At 63.9% G+C, this 14,957-nt stretch carries 13 protein-coding genes; 6 read left to right on the forward strand and 7 right to left on the reverse strand.

Going from position 1 to position 14,957, the window contains the following annotated elements; genetic code table 11:
• Positions 1 to 76 precede the first annotated feature (76 nt).
• The 3 genes from waaA to waaC are packed head-to-tail and all read right to left on the reverse strand — an operon-like array spanning position 77 to position 3,413.
• On the reverse strand, positions 77 to 1,426 hold the full coding sequence (waaA, locus tag NCR34_RS10565) for a lipid IV(A) 3-deoxy-D-manno-octulosonic acid transferase (protein ID WP_250499840.1): 1,350 nt from the start codon (positions 1,424 to 1,426) through the stop codon (positions 77 to 79).
• A gap of 50 nt (positions 1,427 to 1,476) precedes the next feature.
• Positions 1,477 to 2,361: a Kdo hydroxylase KdoO gene (kdoO, locus tag NCR34_RS10570; RefSeq protein WP_250499808.1), complete on the reverse strand. Its 885-nt coding sequence runs from the start codon at positions 2,359 to 2,361 to the stop codon at positions 1,477 to 1,479.
• A gap of 56 nt (positions 2,362 to 2,417) precedes the next feature.
• A complete protein-coding gene (waaC, locus tag NCR34_RS10575) occupies positions 2,418 to 3,413 on the reverse strand; it encodes a lipopolysaccharide heptosyltransferase I (protein WP_250499809.1) in 996 nt (331 codons plus the stop codon).
• 184 nt (positions 3,414 to 3,597) lie between these two features.
• Here waaC and NCR34_RS10580 point away from each other — a divergent pair, with 184 nt between their 5' ends.
• The gene (locus NCR34_RS10580; protein WP_175945273.1) at positions 3,598 to 4,029 is read left to right on the forward strand and encodes a DUF29 domain-containing protein; all 432 of its coding nucleotides are present in this window, start codon (positions 3,598 to 3,600) and stop codon (positions 4,027 to 4,029) included.
• Positions 4,030 to 4,082: 53 nt separating this feature from the next.
• Here NCR34_RS10580 and NCR34_RS10585 read toward each other — a convergent pair whose 3' ends face one another.
• Positions 4,083 to 5,483, reverse strand: coding sequence for a phosphomannomutase/phosphoglucomutase (locus NCR34_RS10585; RefSeq protein ID WP_250499810.1), 1,401 nt, complete (start codon positions 5,481 to 5,483; stop codon positions 4,083 to 4,085).
• Between the two features lie 455 nt (positions 5,484 to 5,938).
• Between NCR34_RS10585 and NCR34_RS10590 the strand changes: the two genes are divergently transcribed.
• The 5 genes from NCR34_RS10590 to NCR34_RS10610 all read left to right on the forward strand — a co-directional run bounded on the left by NCR34_RS10590 (position 5,939) and on the right by NCR34_RS10610 (position 11,437).
• Positions 5,939 to 7,201: an oligosaccharide flippase family protein gene (locus NCR34_RS10590; protein WP_250499811.1), complete on the forward strand. Its 1,263-nt coding sequence runs from the start codon at positions 5,939 to 5,941 to the stop codon at positions 7,199 to 7,201.
• On the forward strand, positions 7,198 to 8,004 hold the full coding sequence (locus tag NCR34_RS10595) for a glycosyltransferase (protein WP_250499812.1): 807 nt from the start codon (positions 7,198 to 7,200) through the stop codon (positions 8,002 to 8,004). Before NCR34_RS10590 ends, NCR34_RS10595 begins: the two co-directional genes overlap by 4 nt.
• Before the next feature lie 37 nt (positions 8,005 to 8,041).
• Complete coding sequence (locus tag NCR34_RS10600) at positions 8,042 to 9,181, forward strand: glycosyltransferase family 4 protein (protein ID WP_250499813.1); 1,140 nt, start codon at positions 8,042 to 8,044, stop codon at positions 9,179 to 9,181.
• A 21-nt stretch (positions 9,182 to 9,202) separates the two neighbouring features.
• The gene (galE, locus tag NCR34_RS10605; protein WP_250499814.1) at positions 9,203 to 10,261 is read left to right on the forward strand and encodes a UDP-glucose 4-epimerase GalE; all 1,059 of its coding nucleotides are present in this window, start codon (positions 9,203 to 9,205) and stop codon (positions 10,259 to 10,261) included.
• Between the two features lie 66 nt (positions 10,262 to 10,327).
• The gene (locus NCR34_RS10610) at positions 10,328 to 11,437 is read left to right on the forward strand and encodes an MraY family glycosyltransferase (RefSeq protein WP_250499815.1); all 1,110 of its coding nucleotides are present in this window, start codon (positions 10,328 to 10,330) and stop codon (positions 11,435 to 11,437) included.
• Positions 11,438 to 11,494: 57 nt separating this feature from the next.
• Here NCR34_RS10610 and NCR34_RS10615 read toward each other — a convergent pair whose 3' ends face one another.
• The 3 genes from NCR34_RS10615 to NCR34_RS10625 form a co-directional block, all read right to left on the reverse strand.
• Positions 11,495 to 12,190: a dienelactone hydrolase family protein gene (locus NCR34_RS10615; protein ID WP_250499816.1), complete on the reverse strand. Its 696-nt coding sequence runs from the start codon at positions 12,188 to 12,190 to the stop codon at positions 11,495 to 11,497.
• 116 nt (positions 12,191 to 12,306) lie between these two features.
• Complete coding sequence (locus NCR34_RS10620) at positions 12,307 to 13,389, reverse strand: glycosyltransferase (protein ID WP_250499817.1); 1,083 nt, start codon at positions 13,387 to 13,389, stop codon at positions 12,307 to 12,309.
• Position 13,390: 1 nt separating this feature from the next.
• A complete protein-coding gene (locus tag NCR34_RS10625) occupies positions 13,391 to 14,638 on the reverse strand; it encodes an oligosaccharide flippase family protein (RefSeq protein ID WP_248320353.1) in 1,248 nt (415 codons plus the stop codon).
• Positions 14,639 to 14,957: the final 319 nt, after the last annotated feature.

Here is a 14,957-nt window from a genome sequence, read left to right on the forward strand (position 1 = left end):
TCGCCTGTTTCCGACCGACCGTGCGCTTTACGCCTGTGCTGCATAGGCGATCGATCCACTCATCGTTTCGCAAGCGTCATTCCACGAACCGCGCAGAGTCGGCCTGACCGAGCCGCCCGCTCTCTTCTTCCAGCATGACGCCGAGAATTTCCACCGTCCGTTCCGTCGCGCCGCGATGCCGCGCCGCGAACGCCGAAGCCGCCGCGCTCATCGCGATGCGACGCGCCTTGTCGTTGAAGAGTTCGCGCAAGCCCTGAGCGAGCGCCTGCGGACTGTCGACGCGCAACGCCGCGCCCGCCGCGATCGCGTCGTTGGTCGCCTGCGTGAAGTTGAACGTATGCGGGCCGATCAGCACCGGCACGCCCGCAGCGCACGCTTCGATCAGATTCTGCCCGCCGAGCGGCAGCAGACTTCCGCCAATGAACGCGAGGTCCGCCGCGGCATAGTACGCGCCGAGCTCGCCCATCGAATCGCCGAGCAAAACCTGCACGCTCGACGGCAACGGCGGCGGGACGTCCGCGCCCGATCCCGCCGCCACGGGCTTGGGCGCCCACACGGAACGGCGCGCGCTCGTCATGCCCGCGGTCGCGATCAGCGCGGAGACTTCGTCGAAACGTTGTGGATGGCGCGGCACGAGAATGAGCAGCGCGTTCGGCACGTTCAAAGCGGCGAACGCGCGCAGCACGAGCGATTCCTCGCCTTCGCGCGTGCTCGCCGCGACCCAGACGGGCCGCTCGCCGATAGCCGCGCGCCATGCCTGCCCGCGCGCCACGAGCTCGGGCGGCGCGGTCATGTCGAACTTGAGATTGCCGAGCACCGCCACGTTGCGCGCGCCGAGCGCGGTGAGCCGTTCGGCGTCCGAAGGCGTCTGCGCGAGCACGCGCGAGAAGCCGCCGAACACTTCGCGTACCGGACGCCCGAAACGCGCCGCCCGCCGATACGACCGCTCCGACATGCGCGCATTCGTCAGCACGAGCGGCACGTCGGCGCGACGGCATTCGTCGATGAGCGTCGGCCAGACTTCCGTCTCCATCACGATGCCGATTGACGGCCGCCACGCGCGCAGAAAACGCCGCACGAGATGCGGCAGATCGTACGGAAGATAGCTGCGCATCACGCGATTGCCGAACAGCTCGACGCCCGTCGCGCGGCCGCTCGGCGTCATGTGCGTGATGAGCAAACGCGCTTCAGGATGCGCCGTCATCAACGCTTCGATAAGCGGCTGCGCGGCGCGCGTCTCGCCGACCGACACTGCATGCACCCAGATGAGCGGCGCGAGATCGTCGGCGCGGCGCGCGGGGCCGCGTCCGAAGCGTTCGCCGATATGCTCGCGATAGCCGCGCTCCTTGCGCGAGCGGATCAGAAGCCGCAGCACCGCGAGCGGGGCGACGATCCACCACATCGCGCGATAGATGGCCCTCAGCACGACAGCCGAGAGCGGCGCAGCGGGCGCGGACGGGGCGGAACGGGCGCCGCTCAAACGAGCGCCCTGCCCTTCAGCCGTTCGAGGATGCCGAGCGGCGCGTGATCGGGCCGCGCCATCGCTTTCACGGGCAGGAAGAAGGTCTGCTCCATCATGAACTGGCCGGACATCACCGCGTGCGAAGTCTGATCGGAGAAACAGACCCACACCGAGCCGGGCGGAAACGGCATGGTTTCCTGCGGCGAGGACTTCTGATAATCGAGGTCGGCCTTCATCGCGTCGTGCAGATGCAGCATCAGATGGTCGTACTCGCTGCGCTTGGTCTTGGTGATGTGCAGCAGATTCATGAGCCACGCCGAACCCGGCGCCTGCGGTTTGATGTCGGGCAAGAAGCGCCGCGCCATCTGCTCGAACGGCTCGCCGACGCGCCACACGCGCGGCGTGCCGTTGGGATTCACGTTGGTGAACACGCGCAGGATGCGCTCGCCGTAGTTGGGGCGCGACGGAAAGGCATCGACGTGCAGGCGGCTGTCGTCCTTGCGCCACGACGTTTCGCGCGTTTCGACCTGATGCAGCCGCAGGCTCGTCGGCGCGACGCGCAGCTTGCCGTCGTATTCGGGAAAGAGGCCGTCGACGAGCGAGCGCGCGTTCGACTGATACCGCGCGATGAGCGAGCGCACCGCCGACTGCATCACGTTGTCGCCGAGCACGCCGTTGAGCGCGCCGCCGTTGGGCGCGAGGCTGATGTTCTTGCGCTTCGGGTCCGCGATTTTCGGGTCGAGCAGCGCGCGCTCGCCACCTTCGATTGCGAAGCGCAGATTGGGAAAATAGAGGACCTTGCCGTCTTCCACGCCGGCAAGCAGCGCCTCGCGCGGCACCGACAGGTTCTTGCCCTGCCAGTCGCACGAAGCCACTTCGATGATTTGAGATTCCGTCATGTGCTCTCGAACTTGAGTTGGCTCGCGCACGGCGCCAAGGCTACTGACCCGACGCGTTACAGCAGGCCGAAACCCGCGAGCGCGGCCTTCACTTCCGAGAGCGTCGGATGCCGGCTCGCGTCGCCCAGGTTGATCACGTTCGGCGACCAGTAACCGCCTGTGCGCCATGCGGTCGAGAAATTGTACAACTCGACGGTCGGCCGCTTCAGCGCTGCGGCAATATGAACGAGGCCCGTGTCGACGCCGACGGTCGCGGCCGCGCCGTCGATCAGGCCGACCACGGCGGGCAGCGAGAGCTTCGGCGGCACGATGGCGGCCGCGCCGAACTCCTTCGCGAGCTTTTCGCTCGTCGCGCGCTCGGCCTCGCTGCCCCACGGCAGAACGATGGACGCGCCGCGCGTCACGAGCGCCTGCCCCAGTTCGATCCACGCGGCTTCGGGCCATTGCTTGTCGGCGCGCGACGTTGCGTGCACGAAGGTGACGTAGGGCACCGGCAGATTCAGCCCGAGCGCGGACACGGCGAGCGCGGCGCGGCGCGTGTCGATGCCGAAGTCGATGTCGTCGGTCGTCTGCGGGCGCGGCAAATCGAGCGCTGCGGCCACGAGCTGGCGCGTACGTTCGACGACATGGGTGCGCGGCTCGATCGGCACGCGCCGGTCATAGAAGAAGCGCACGGGCCATTCGAAGCCTGCGCCGTCCGTGCGATTCGCGAGTCCGACGAGCGGGCCGCGCGCCCAGCTTGCGACCCATGCGGTCTTGATGAGCCCCTGGCAATCAATGACGAGATCGTATTTTTCGGCCGCCAGTTCACGCCGGAATTTGGCGATCTCCCGCCAGTTCCCCGTGGACGCGAAACCCTTGCGCCAGCGTCTGAGCGAGAACGGAATCGCGCGGCGCACGCCACTGACCAGTTCGACGAGGCTCGCGAAACTCTCTTCCACGAGCCAGTCGATTTGCGCATCGGGATAGCGGCGGCGAATGTCGGCGATGGCCGGCATGTTGTGAACGACGTCGCCAAGCGACGACACCCGGACGATCAGGATCTTTTGCACGCTGTGAGAAAGAGGCGCTGGCTCGCGCGACGAAGAGGAAACGGGAGCGGGGATTTTAGCGCGGGTTGGTTGGGAGGCGGGGTGGATCACTAGTCGAGGAAGCTCTTTCGCGGCAAAAAAAGTCGGTAACATGCTGATGACCGGTGAAGCTGAACCGAATATCCGATCAAGAAAGGAGTACGCGATGGGAACGCGTTACGAACAGGACGTCGTGGCATGGGCGCGCGAGCAGGCAGCACTGCTGCGTGCCGGTAACTTCTCGGCCATCGACGTGGAACATATCGCAGAGGAAATCGAGGACGTGGGCAAGAGCGAGCAACGAGAACTGTCGAGCCGCATGGCGGTGCTGTTGGCGCATCTGCTCAAATGGCAGTATCAGCCGGGACGACGTGGTTCGAGCTGGCAACGCACGATCAAGGAACAGCGCCGCGCCGTGGGCGTGGCGCTGCAAAAGACGCCCAGCCTGAATGCTTCATTGCGCGACCCGGATTGGCTCGTGGGTACATGGGCCGATGCCGTGTCCAAAGCGGCTGAAGAAACGGGCTTGGATGTCTTTCCGGAAGAACTTCCGTGGTCGGCTGACCAGATTCTCTCGCCCGCGTTCTACCCCGAATAAGCAAACAAAAAACGGCGCGACCTCCCGATCGCGCCGTCTTCGCAAAGCCTCGATCAGAACGGCAGCTTCGCGTCCGGCTTCTCCGCCAGGATCACGCGGCGGAAGTCTTCCTGAATGCGCTTCAATGCTTCTTCGCTGTCCGCTTCGAAACGCATCACGACTACCGGCGTCGTATTCGACGAACGCGCGAGACCGAAGCCATCCGGGTATTCGACGCGCAAGCCGTCGATCGTCAGCACGTCGCCCGCGCCTTCGAACTTCGCCGATTTCTGCAGGCGCGAAATGAGTTCGAAGTTCTCGCCCTCTTCCAGCTTCAATTGCAGTTCCGGCGTCGACAGCGAGTTCGGCAGGTCGTTGAGCAGCTTGCTCGGATCGTCCACGCGCGACAGGATTTCGAGCATGCGCGCGCCCGTGTACAGGCCGTCGTCGAAGCCGTACCAGCGGTCCTTGAAGAACACGTGGCCGCTCATTTCGCCCGCGAGCGGCGCGCCCGTTTCACGCAGCTTCGCCTTCACGAGCGAGTGGCCCGTCTTCCACATGACCGGCTCGCCGCCCTGATCGCGCACCCACTTCGCGAGATTGCGCGTGCACTTCACGTCATAGATGATCTGGCCGCCCTTGTTGCGCGACAGCACTTCCTGCGCGAACAGCATCAACTGACGATCGGGGTAGATCACCTGGCCGTCCTTCGTCACGACGCCGAGACGGTCGCCGTCGCCATCGAACGCGAAGCCCACTTCGGCGTCCGTTTCCTTCAGCGCGCGAATCACGTCCTGCAGATTCTCGGGATGCGCCGGGTCCGGGTGATGGTTCGGGAAGTTGCCGTCGATGTCCGTGAACAGTTCGACGAGCTCGCAGCCGAGCGCCTTGAAAAGACGCGGCGCGAGACCACCCGCGACGCCATTGCCCGTATCGACGACGATCTTCATCGCGCGCACCGGCTTCACGTCCGACACGATGCGGTCGAGATACATCTGCGATACGTCGAACTCGGTGTAGCTGCCTTCGCCCGACGTGAAGTCGTCATTGACGATGCGCTGATAGAGGCCCTGAATCTGCTCGCCATAGATGGCCGCGCCGCGCAGGACCATCTTGAAGCCGTTGTAATCGGGCGGATTGTGGCTGCCCGTCACGACGATGCACGAATCCACGCGCCGCTCGCCCGTTGGCAAAGGCAGCGGCACGCTCGCCGCGAAGTAGCCGACGGGCGTCGGCACCATGCCGATATCGATCACGTCGACGCCCGCTTCGCGCAGGCCGTTCGCGAGCGCGCCGACGAGTTCGGGACCGGAGAGCCGGCCATCGCGCGCGACGACGACCGAATCGCCGCCCTGCTTGCGGATCTCGCTGCCGAACGCGCGGCCGATGCTCTTCGCGACATCGCTATCGACCGTCTTGCCGACGATCCCGCGAATGTCATAGGCCTTGAAAATGGACTGGGATACTTGGCTCATGAGATGGCTACCTCTTCTGTATTAATTGATGAATTCTCGGCGATGCAGCCATAAGGGCGTGCAGGTCGTGACGATATGAGCGCGCCCGACCACACCAGCATGCGCGCGAACGACTGCGAGGCATGACATGACGAATGCTGCGCATGCGTATTCGAGCATCGCGAAACAGGCAAGCCAGTTTGAAAGCTCGTGCGAAGGAAGCCTTTCCGTTCGCACTTATAATCGCTGTCTTTCAGCGCCTTCGACGTTGCGCGCCGCGGTTCAAGCCTGCGCATTCATTCTAATCCAATGCCTATACGCTCTTTCGCCTTCTGCCCGACGAATGAGGCGCGTTCGCGCGCAAACGCACAAAACTTCACCGACATTCACGGTGATACGCTTCCCCGCACGCCATTGCGCAGCGAACAGGTTCCGATAGCAGGCGGCGTGCCTGATCCTGCAGGCGGACGATAAGCATGAAGATGCTCATGCGCTCGGGCAATCCGGACGTCGCCCGCGCGCTTACCAACATCGTCTGGCTGGGGCTCGAACGGCTCACGCAGATTGCCGTCGCCATCGTGATTTCGGGGCTGCTCGCGCGCTATCTCGGCCCCGATGCGTTCGGCAAATGGCAATACGCGAACACGCTCTTGCTCGTCATCGCGCCGATCACATGGGTATGCGGCGCGGAGATTCTCGTGCCGACCATCGTCGCGAAGCCGCCCGCCGAGACCGGCGCAGTGCTCGGCAGCGCGTTCGTGCTGCGCATGAGCGTGTCCGTCGTCGCGCTTCTGCTGACGTGGGCATGGATCGCGGTGGGCGGCGTGGACCCGCTCGTCGGCGCGATGCTCGCGGGGCTTGCCGTCACCATGCTGTTTCGCGAGCCGTTCATCGGCGTCGTCAATGCGTGGCTGCAAAGCATGACCTACAGCAAGCCGCAATTGATCGCGAGCATGTTCACGGCCATCGCAAAGGCCGCGCTCGTGTATCTGCTCGTACGCATGACCGCGCGCGCGTCGAGTTTCGGCTGGCTATGGGCGCTGGAAGCCGCGGTTATCGGCGCGGCGCTCGTCGTCTATTACATGCGACGTCATGGCGGCACGCTCGGCTGGCGCTTCGATCGCACGCGCTTTCGGCATTTCGCGAGCGCAGGCACCGTGTTTTGGCTCGGCCTCATTTGCATGTATCTGTTCCTTAAGCTCGACCGGTTGATGCTCGCGCATCGCGTGTCGTTCGCGGAACTCGGGCTCTATTCGGCCGCGCAACAGTTGAACGAGAACTGGATCGCGCTCGCGCTGATGCTTTCGCAAACCATCGCGCCGGCGTTCGTGTATCGCGTGCAGGAAACGCCGCGCCTGAAGCGCAACCTGCTGCGTCTCTTCGCCATGACCGCCGCGCTGATGATCGCGGGCGCCGCCGTTCTCGATGCGCTCGCGGGCTTCATCATCGCGCGCGTGTTCGGGCCGAACTATGCGGGCGCGGCGAGCATTTTTCGCTGGGCCGTATGGCTCTCGGTGCCTGCGGGCATCGAGGCGATCGGCAATCTCGTCGTGCTGAAGTTTCAGGCGAGGTACGTGCTGTTGTCGAAGTGGCTGCTTGCGCTCGCCGTCGCGTTCGCGGTGAACGCGTGGGCCATTCCGCGCTTCAACGGCTACGGCGCGCTCGTCGGTCTAGCGGCGGGTTATCTCGCGGCGGCGTCGGTCAACTTCTACTACATTCGATTCCGGCTGCGCGCATGAACGCCCTATCCGATGTCGCCATCCTCATGCCCGCGTTTAACGGCCAGTCCGAAGTGGAACGTACGCTCGCGTCGTTTCGCGAGGCGTCGCCGGTGCGCGTGTTGATCGTCGATGACGGCAGCACGCCGCCGATCGCCGCGCCTGTCATCGACGGACTCGACATCGAGATCCTGCGCATGGCGAAGAACGTCGGCATCGAGCGCGCGTTGCAAGCGGGCATCGACGCGCTCGCTGAACGCGGCATCCGCTACGCCGCGCGCATCGATGCGGGCGATCTCGCGACGCCGGGCCGCCTCGCGAAGCAACGCGCGTATCTGGAGGCGCATCCGCATGTGGCGGTGCTCGGCATGTGGACACATGTCGTCGCGACGAACGGCGCGCCGCTTTTCGACCTCACGCCGCCCACCGATACGGCTGCGATTCGCCGCGCCATGCTCGCGCGCTCGTGCTTCGCGCATCCGTCGCTAATGTTGCGTGTCGATGCGGTGCGCGAAGTCGGCAACTATCGCGCGGACTATCGCGCGGCCGAAGACCTCGATCTGGTGCTGCGTCTCATGGCGCGCTACGACGGCGCGAATCTGCCGGAATTCGGCCTCTTTTACGAACTGAACGAAGCGGGCATCAGCGCGACCAAGCGCCGGACACAAACGCTGTCAACGCTGCGCCTGCAATTGCGTTACTTCCGTGCGGCGAATCCGTTCGACTGGATCGGCGTCGCGAAAAGCATCGCTCACTTGCTGCTGCCCTATCGCGCGCTGCGCGGACTCAAGGCGAAGCTCTTCAAGGCATCGTCGCCGGCTTGAGGCCGGCGGCATCGCGCGACCCAACCATAAGCACCGGATGAACAAAGCCAAGTCCAGCCTACGCATCGCCCTCGTGTGCAACACGGCGTGGGCCATCTACACGTATCGTCGCGGCGTGCTGCGCATGTTGACCGAACGCGGCGCGCAAGTGACGATCATCGCGCCGCGCGACCGCACGTTCGAGCCGCTCATCGAAATGGGCTGCCGTTGCGTGGAATTGCCGGTGGCGTCCAAGGGCACGAACCCGCGTGAAGACCTCAGGACGATGATGGCGCTGTACCGCGAATATCGCGCGACGCGCCCGCATCTCGTGTTTCATTACACGATCAAGCCGAATATCTACGGCTCGCTTGCCGCGATGTTGGGGCGCGTGCCGTCCATCGCGGTGACGACGGGTCTGGGCTACGTGTTCATTCAGAAGAGCCGCACCGCGCAGATCGCCAAGCGTCTTTATCGCTTTGCGTTCCGCTTTCCGCGCGAGGTGTGGTTCCTCAATCGCGACGATCATCAGGCTTTTGTCGATGAGAACCTGCTCGCGCATCCCGACCGAGCGCGTCGTTTGCACGGAGAAGGCGTCGATCTGGACGACTTCTCGCTCGTGCCGTTGCCGCGCCGCGAAGACTTCGTGTTCATACTCATCGGGCGGCTGCTGTGGGATAAGGGCGTCGCCGAATACGTCGAGGCGGCGCGGCGTTTGCGCAGGCGTTATCCGCACGCGCGTTTCCAATTGCTCGGGCCCGTGGGCGTGGATAATCCCAGCGCGATCAGCCGCACGGACGTCGAGGCGTGGGAACGTGAGAATATCGTCGAGTATCTGGGCGAAGCGAACGATGTGCGCCCGCTCGTCGCGGCGGCCGATTGCGTCGTGCTGCCGTCGTATCGCGAAGGCGTGCCGCGCACGCTGATGGAAGCGTCCGCGATGGGCCGCCCGATCGTCGCCACGGACGTTCCCGGCTGCCGCGAAGTGGTCGAACACGGCGTAAACGGCCTGCTGTGCGAGGTCAAAAGCGCGGACAGCCTCGCCGAACAACTCGAACGCATGCTGACGCTGCCGATCGAAGAACGCGAGGCGATGGCCCAACGCGGCCGCGAGAAGGTCGCCCGCGAATTCGACGAGAAGAACGTCGTCGAACGATACAAGAGCACAATACACGCCATTACCGGCATTTCACTCTGATTTGCGCTTCCTGGAGAGCACATGATGAACGGCAACATGTCGCCGAACGACGCTGGACAAGGTACCAAGGGCACGATCCTCGTGACGGGCGGCGCGGGCTTCATCGGTTCGCATACGTGCGTCGAATTGCTCGACGCGGGTTACGACGTCGCGGTGATCGACAACCTCGTCAATAGCCGCGCGGAATCGTTGAACCGCGTGGAGCGCATCACGGGCAAGCGCGTCGCGTTCTATCAGGAAGACGCGCGCGACGAAGCCGCGCTGAACCGCATTTTCGACGCACACGCCATCACCGGCGCGATCCACTTCGCGGCGCTGAAGGCCGTGGGCGAATCGGTCGCGAAGCCGATCGAGTATTACAGCAACAACATCGGCAGCCTGCTAGCCGTGCTCAACGTGATGCGCGAACGGAACGTCCGCAACTTCGTGTTCAGTTCATCTGCAACGGTGTACGGCGTGCCGCAAAGCGTGCCCATTGACGAGAGCTTTCCGCTTTCGGCAACGAACCCGTACGGTCAGTCGAAGCTCATCGCCGAGCAGATCTTGCGCGATCTCGAAGTCTCCGATCCGTCGTGGCGCATCGCGACGCTGCGCTACTTCAACCCGGTCGGCGCGCATGAAAGCGGCTTGATCGGCGAGGACCCGGCAGGCGTTCCGAACAACCTGATGCCGTATGTCGCGCAGGTCGCGGTCGGCAAGCTGGACAAGCTGCGCGTGTTCGGCAGCGATTACGATACGCACGACGGCACCGGCGTGCGCGACTATATTCATGTGGTGGATCTGGCGCGCGGACACATTGCGGCCATCGACGCACTGCGCTCGCTCGATCGCAGTTTCGTCGTCAATCTCGGCACGGGCCACGGTTATAGCGTGCTGGATGTCGTGAAGGCGTTCGAGGCGGCTTCGGGCAAGCGCGTGCCGTATGAACTCGTGCCGCGCCGCCCCGGCGATGTGGCCTCGTGCTACGCCGATCCCGCCGCCGCCGAGAAGCTGCTCGGCTGGCGCGCCGAACACGGCATCGAGCGCATGTGTGCCGATCACTGGCGCTGGCAGTCGCAGAACCCGCAAGGGTTCGCTTAAAGCGGCGAGCCTCGCATCGTCGATTTACGGCGATGGGAGGCGGCTGTCATCAACTGGTCTACTTTCATGCTTAGTTTTGCGCTTGCTTTTCTGGTCTCGCTCTTCGTGACCTTGTTGATCGTGCGCTTTGCGCACTTGCAGGAAGGCGTGCTCGGCGATACCGATCTCGCCGGCGTGCAGAAATTCCACGCGCGGCCTGTTCCGCGCATCGGCGGCGTCGGCATTCTGTGCGGACTCGCCGCCTCCGCCGTGCAATTGCGATGGAGTTATCCGCTCGTGTCGGGCGGCATCCTCGGCATCATCGCGTGCGGCTTGCCTGCGTTTCTCTCCGGGCTGCTCGAAGACTTGACCAAGCGCGTGACGCCGCTCGTGCGTCTCATCTGCACGATGGCCGCTGCCGGTCTCGCGTATGCGCTGCTCGATATCGCGGTGACGCGCATCAGCGTGCCGCCGCTCGATTTTCTGCTTTCCTACGCAATCATTTCTTGCGCGGTGACGGTGCTCGCCGTGGCGGCGCTCGCCAACGCGGTGAACATCATCGACGGCTTCAACGGCCTCGCGTCGATGGTCACGTTCATGATGTTCGCGTCGCTCGCTTACGTCGCGTTCCAGGTTCACGATGCGGTCGTGCTGTCGGGCTCGCTCATCATGATGGGCGCGGTGATGGGCTTCTTCATCTGGAACTTTCCCGCCGGCCTCATCTTTCTCGGCGATGGCGGCGCGTACTTCGTCGGCTTCATGCTCGCCGAACTTGCGATCATGCTCGTCATGCGCAACCGCGATGTCTCCGCGTGGTATCCGGTGCTGCTCTTCATGTACCCGATCTTCGAGACGTGCTTCTCGATCTATCGCAAGAAGTTCATTCGCGGCATGTCGCCCGGCATTCCGGACGGCGTGCATCTGCATATGCTCGTCTATAAGCGGCTGATGCGCTGGGCCGTCGGCGTGCAGAACGCGCGCGAACTCACGCGGCGTAACTCGCTGACCTCACCCTATTTGTGGCTGCTGTGCCTCATTGCAGTGATTCCCGCGACGCTCTTTTGGCGTCATACGGTGCATCTGTTCTGCTTCGTCGTGGTGTTTGCGGCCACTTATGTGTGGCTCTATGTGAGCATCGTACGATTCAAGGTGCCGCGCTGGATGGTGTTTCGCCGGCCGCATCCGGTGAAGAAGTAGTCCATTGCGCACGACCACAACGCCGCCCTCCTTCGGGCGGCGTTGTCGTTTGGTGCCTTATTTCAGGTGCTTTGCAAAGAAATCGGCCGTGCGCGTATTCGCGAGCTTCGCTGCCGCTGCATCGTAGTGCGCGCCATGATGGCGCGCGAAGGCATGGTGACAGCCCGGATACGTGTACGCCTCGATGTTGGCGTGACCTTGAACGGCGGCCAATACGCGATTGCGCGCATCGGCATCGATGAACTCGTCCTGTTCCGCCAGATGAATGAGCAACGGCGCCTTGATCTTCGGCAACTCGCGCAAGTGCTGGTCCGTGCCGCCGCCGTAGTATGAAACGGCGGCGTCGATATCGGTGCGCGCGGCCGTCAGAAACGACAAGAGGCCGCCCAGACAGAAGCCGACCGATCCCACCTTGCCCCGCACTTGTTCCAGACCGCGCGCGAAGCCGATGGTCGCGGCGATATCCTCGACGCCCGTGTTCAGGTCGAATGCGTTGTAGTACTTCATCGCCTGCTGCCACTCGGCCTCGGTGCGGTCCGTCAGATTCACATTCGGCTCGATTCGCCAGAACAGGTCAGGACATAGCGCGACATAGCCTTGTCGTGCGTATTCGTCGGTCGTTTCGCGCATGTCGCCGTTGATGCCGAAGATTTCCTGCAGAACGACGATGGCAGGCGCGGGCGTTTGCGCCGGATACGCGACGTACGCGTCGAAATCACCATCAGGCGTCGAGATGCTGAGCATGTCGGACATGTGTGTCTCCATTGAGCGGCACTACGCTATTTCATAGGCGAAAAAAGAAACGCGCGCCAGCATCGAATGGCTGGCGCGCGCTGCGCATTTTTCCGCGACGCGTAGAACTTGCCGCTTCAGGCCGTCGCAGGACGCGGCAAGCGTTGCGTCACATCCCGCGCGACGGCGAGATAACGCGCGGCGGTATCCGCAAGCGTCAGGCCGTTCAGCGGCCGGTGCGCGCGCGGCTGGCCGAGCGCGACGACGAGCGCATCCGCATAGGCTCTCGTATCGTCGGGATCGCACAGGCGCACGCTCGGAAAGTCCGCCGCGAAGCTGAAAGGACGAATCGTGCTCGCGACCACGGGCACGCCGGACGCGAGCGCTTCCAGAAACGCGATGCTGTGTCCTTCCGACCGCGAAGGCATTGCAAACACATTCGACGAGAACAGCAGTTCCGCCACGTCCGAACGCGGACCTTGCAAGCTCACGTTCTTCGAAAGCCCGAGCTTCTCGATCAGATCGCCCACGGCCGCGTGATACGCCGGATCTTCTATCACGCCGCACAGCAGCAGGCGCGCATCCGGCACGCGCTGCACGACTTGCTCGAACGCGTGCACGGTCGAAAGCTGATTCTTCACCGACGTATAGCGCCCGATCTGCACGATCTGCTGCGATGCGTGACCCGTCGTGCTCGCCGAACGCATCGAGAAGCGGGACATGTCGACGCCGTTCGGAATGAGCGTCATTGAAGGATGACGCCCGACCGCGCCGACGTAATCGTCGATATTCGCGGGCGACACCGCGATCACCGCGCGCGCCCGCCGCGAGAGCATGCGCTCGACACGCCGGAACATGCGGCTCTCGAAGTCGTTGGTCGCCGAGTGCATCACATAGACGACCGGCACCGCGAGCGGCAGCATGCGCGCATAGAACGCGGGAATGGTCGCGTGCGCGAAGAGCACGTCCGCCTGATACGCGCGGATCGTCCGATGCAATTCCAACAGCTTGCCGAAGCGTCCATGCATGCGGTCCGGAAAGAGACACTGCACGCCGTTCGCGACGAGTTCCGCCTGCAGCGCGGTGAAGTCGTCATGTGCCGGCATGAGCGACGCAATGGCCACCGTCTCGCCGCTTCTTTGCTGATGAATCGCCAGGTCTTTCGCCAATACCTCGGCGCCGGAAAGTCGCGGCGCCAGGACGAGATGTACGATGCGCATTTCAAGCCTCTCTGACGATGCGATAAAGCATCCACGCCGTTGCCGATGCAAGTCCCGCGGTCATGGACCACGCGATGCCCGTCACGCCCCACAGATGCGTGGCGATGGGCACCGTCACGCACAGCACGACTGCCTGCACGATGGACGCATGCGTCGCCACCTTCGGCATGCCGCTCGCGCGCAGCCACGACACGAGCACCGCGATCACCGCGCCGATCGCCATGTTGATGACGAAGATACGGAAGAGCGGCACCGCCGACAGCCACGCCGGCCCGAGGACGAGATTGAAGAGCGGCTCGGCCGCGACGCGCAATGCAACGACGAGCACCGTGAGCCCCACCGCCGCGAGCAGCAGATAGCGGCGAAAGAGCTTGCGCGCCCCCGCGACATCGCGCCGATGATGCTCCGAGAAAGTCGGAAACAGATACTGCGACATCGCGATGGCGGCATCGGCAAGCAGCATTTGCGCGAGCTTCGACGACATCTGATAGGCGCCCAATTGCAGCGGACCGAGCAGCTTCGCGACGACGACCTTGTCGAACTGGTTCAGCAGAAGATTGACGACGCTGCCCGCCCAGATCCAGCGGCTGAAGTTCACGTAATGCGAGATTCCCGCGAACGAGAAGCGAATAGGCGGACGCGGCGACATGGCGGTCCACGTGAGCGTCGTCTTCAATAGCTCGCCTGCAACGAGGCCGATCAGGACCGAGTACGCGCCCGCGCCCGACAACGCGCATGCGAGGCCGACTGCGCAGTCGGTGAACGCGGCCGACGTTTCCACGCCCGCGAGCTTCTGAAAGCCGCGCTGTCGCGTCACCGTGAAGTACGCAGGCGATGCGACGCCGCGCACCATGGGCAAGACGGCGGCAAGCAGAATCAACCCGATGGAGCCGCCCAGGTGGAACTGGCTCGTCATGAATGGCGCGAGCGCGGCGATCAAGAGACCGATGACTACGCCGCGCATCGCGAGCGTGGCCCATACCGCGCCGAGCTCGCTTTGCGAGGGCGCATCGCGTCCCTGCACGACGGCCTGCGCAAGCCCGGTATCGGACAACGCTTCCGCGATTGCGACCGCGAGCAGCGCGATGCTGACCGCGCCGATCGCTTCAGGCCCGAGAATGCGGCCGATGGCGAGAAACTTCAGCGCGACGAAGCCGCGCACGACCACTTGTTGAAGGAGCACCCAGAAGGCCGCATCGTGCTCGAACCGCGCGCGTGCTGGCAAGAAGGATAGCCGGACAGATCTCACTCACATTCCCCGTACTGCTGTATTTCGATTCGTGGCGCCGCGATATGTCGGTATCGCGTGCGATCCACCTTGCGCGTCGCGCGCGCGTCCTGTCCGAATGACAGGTACGCGCGAGGCCCGCGCTTCTTTTCAGGCGACTGTGGGAAAAATAGCGTGGCCGTCGGGGTTGCGGACGCCAACGCGTAGCACTATTCGGCAAGGGTGCGCGTTATCGCGGGTTGACGGTTGGCGTTTGGTGCTCTTCACCACATCGCGCGACGCGGATAAGCGCTGAAATATGGCCATTCAATGCGCGGGCGCGGTGTTACGTTCGATCTTC

The organism is Caballeronia sp. GAWG1-5s-s (assembly GCF_023631445.1).
In the GTDB taxonomy this organism is placed as follows: Bacteria; Pseudomonadota; Gammaproteobacteria; order Burkholderiales; family Burkholderiaceae; genus Caballeronia.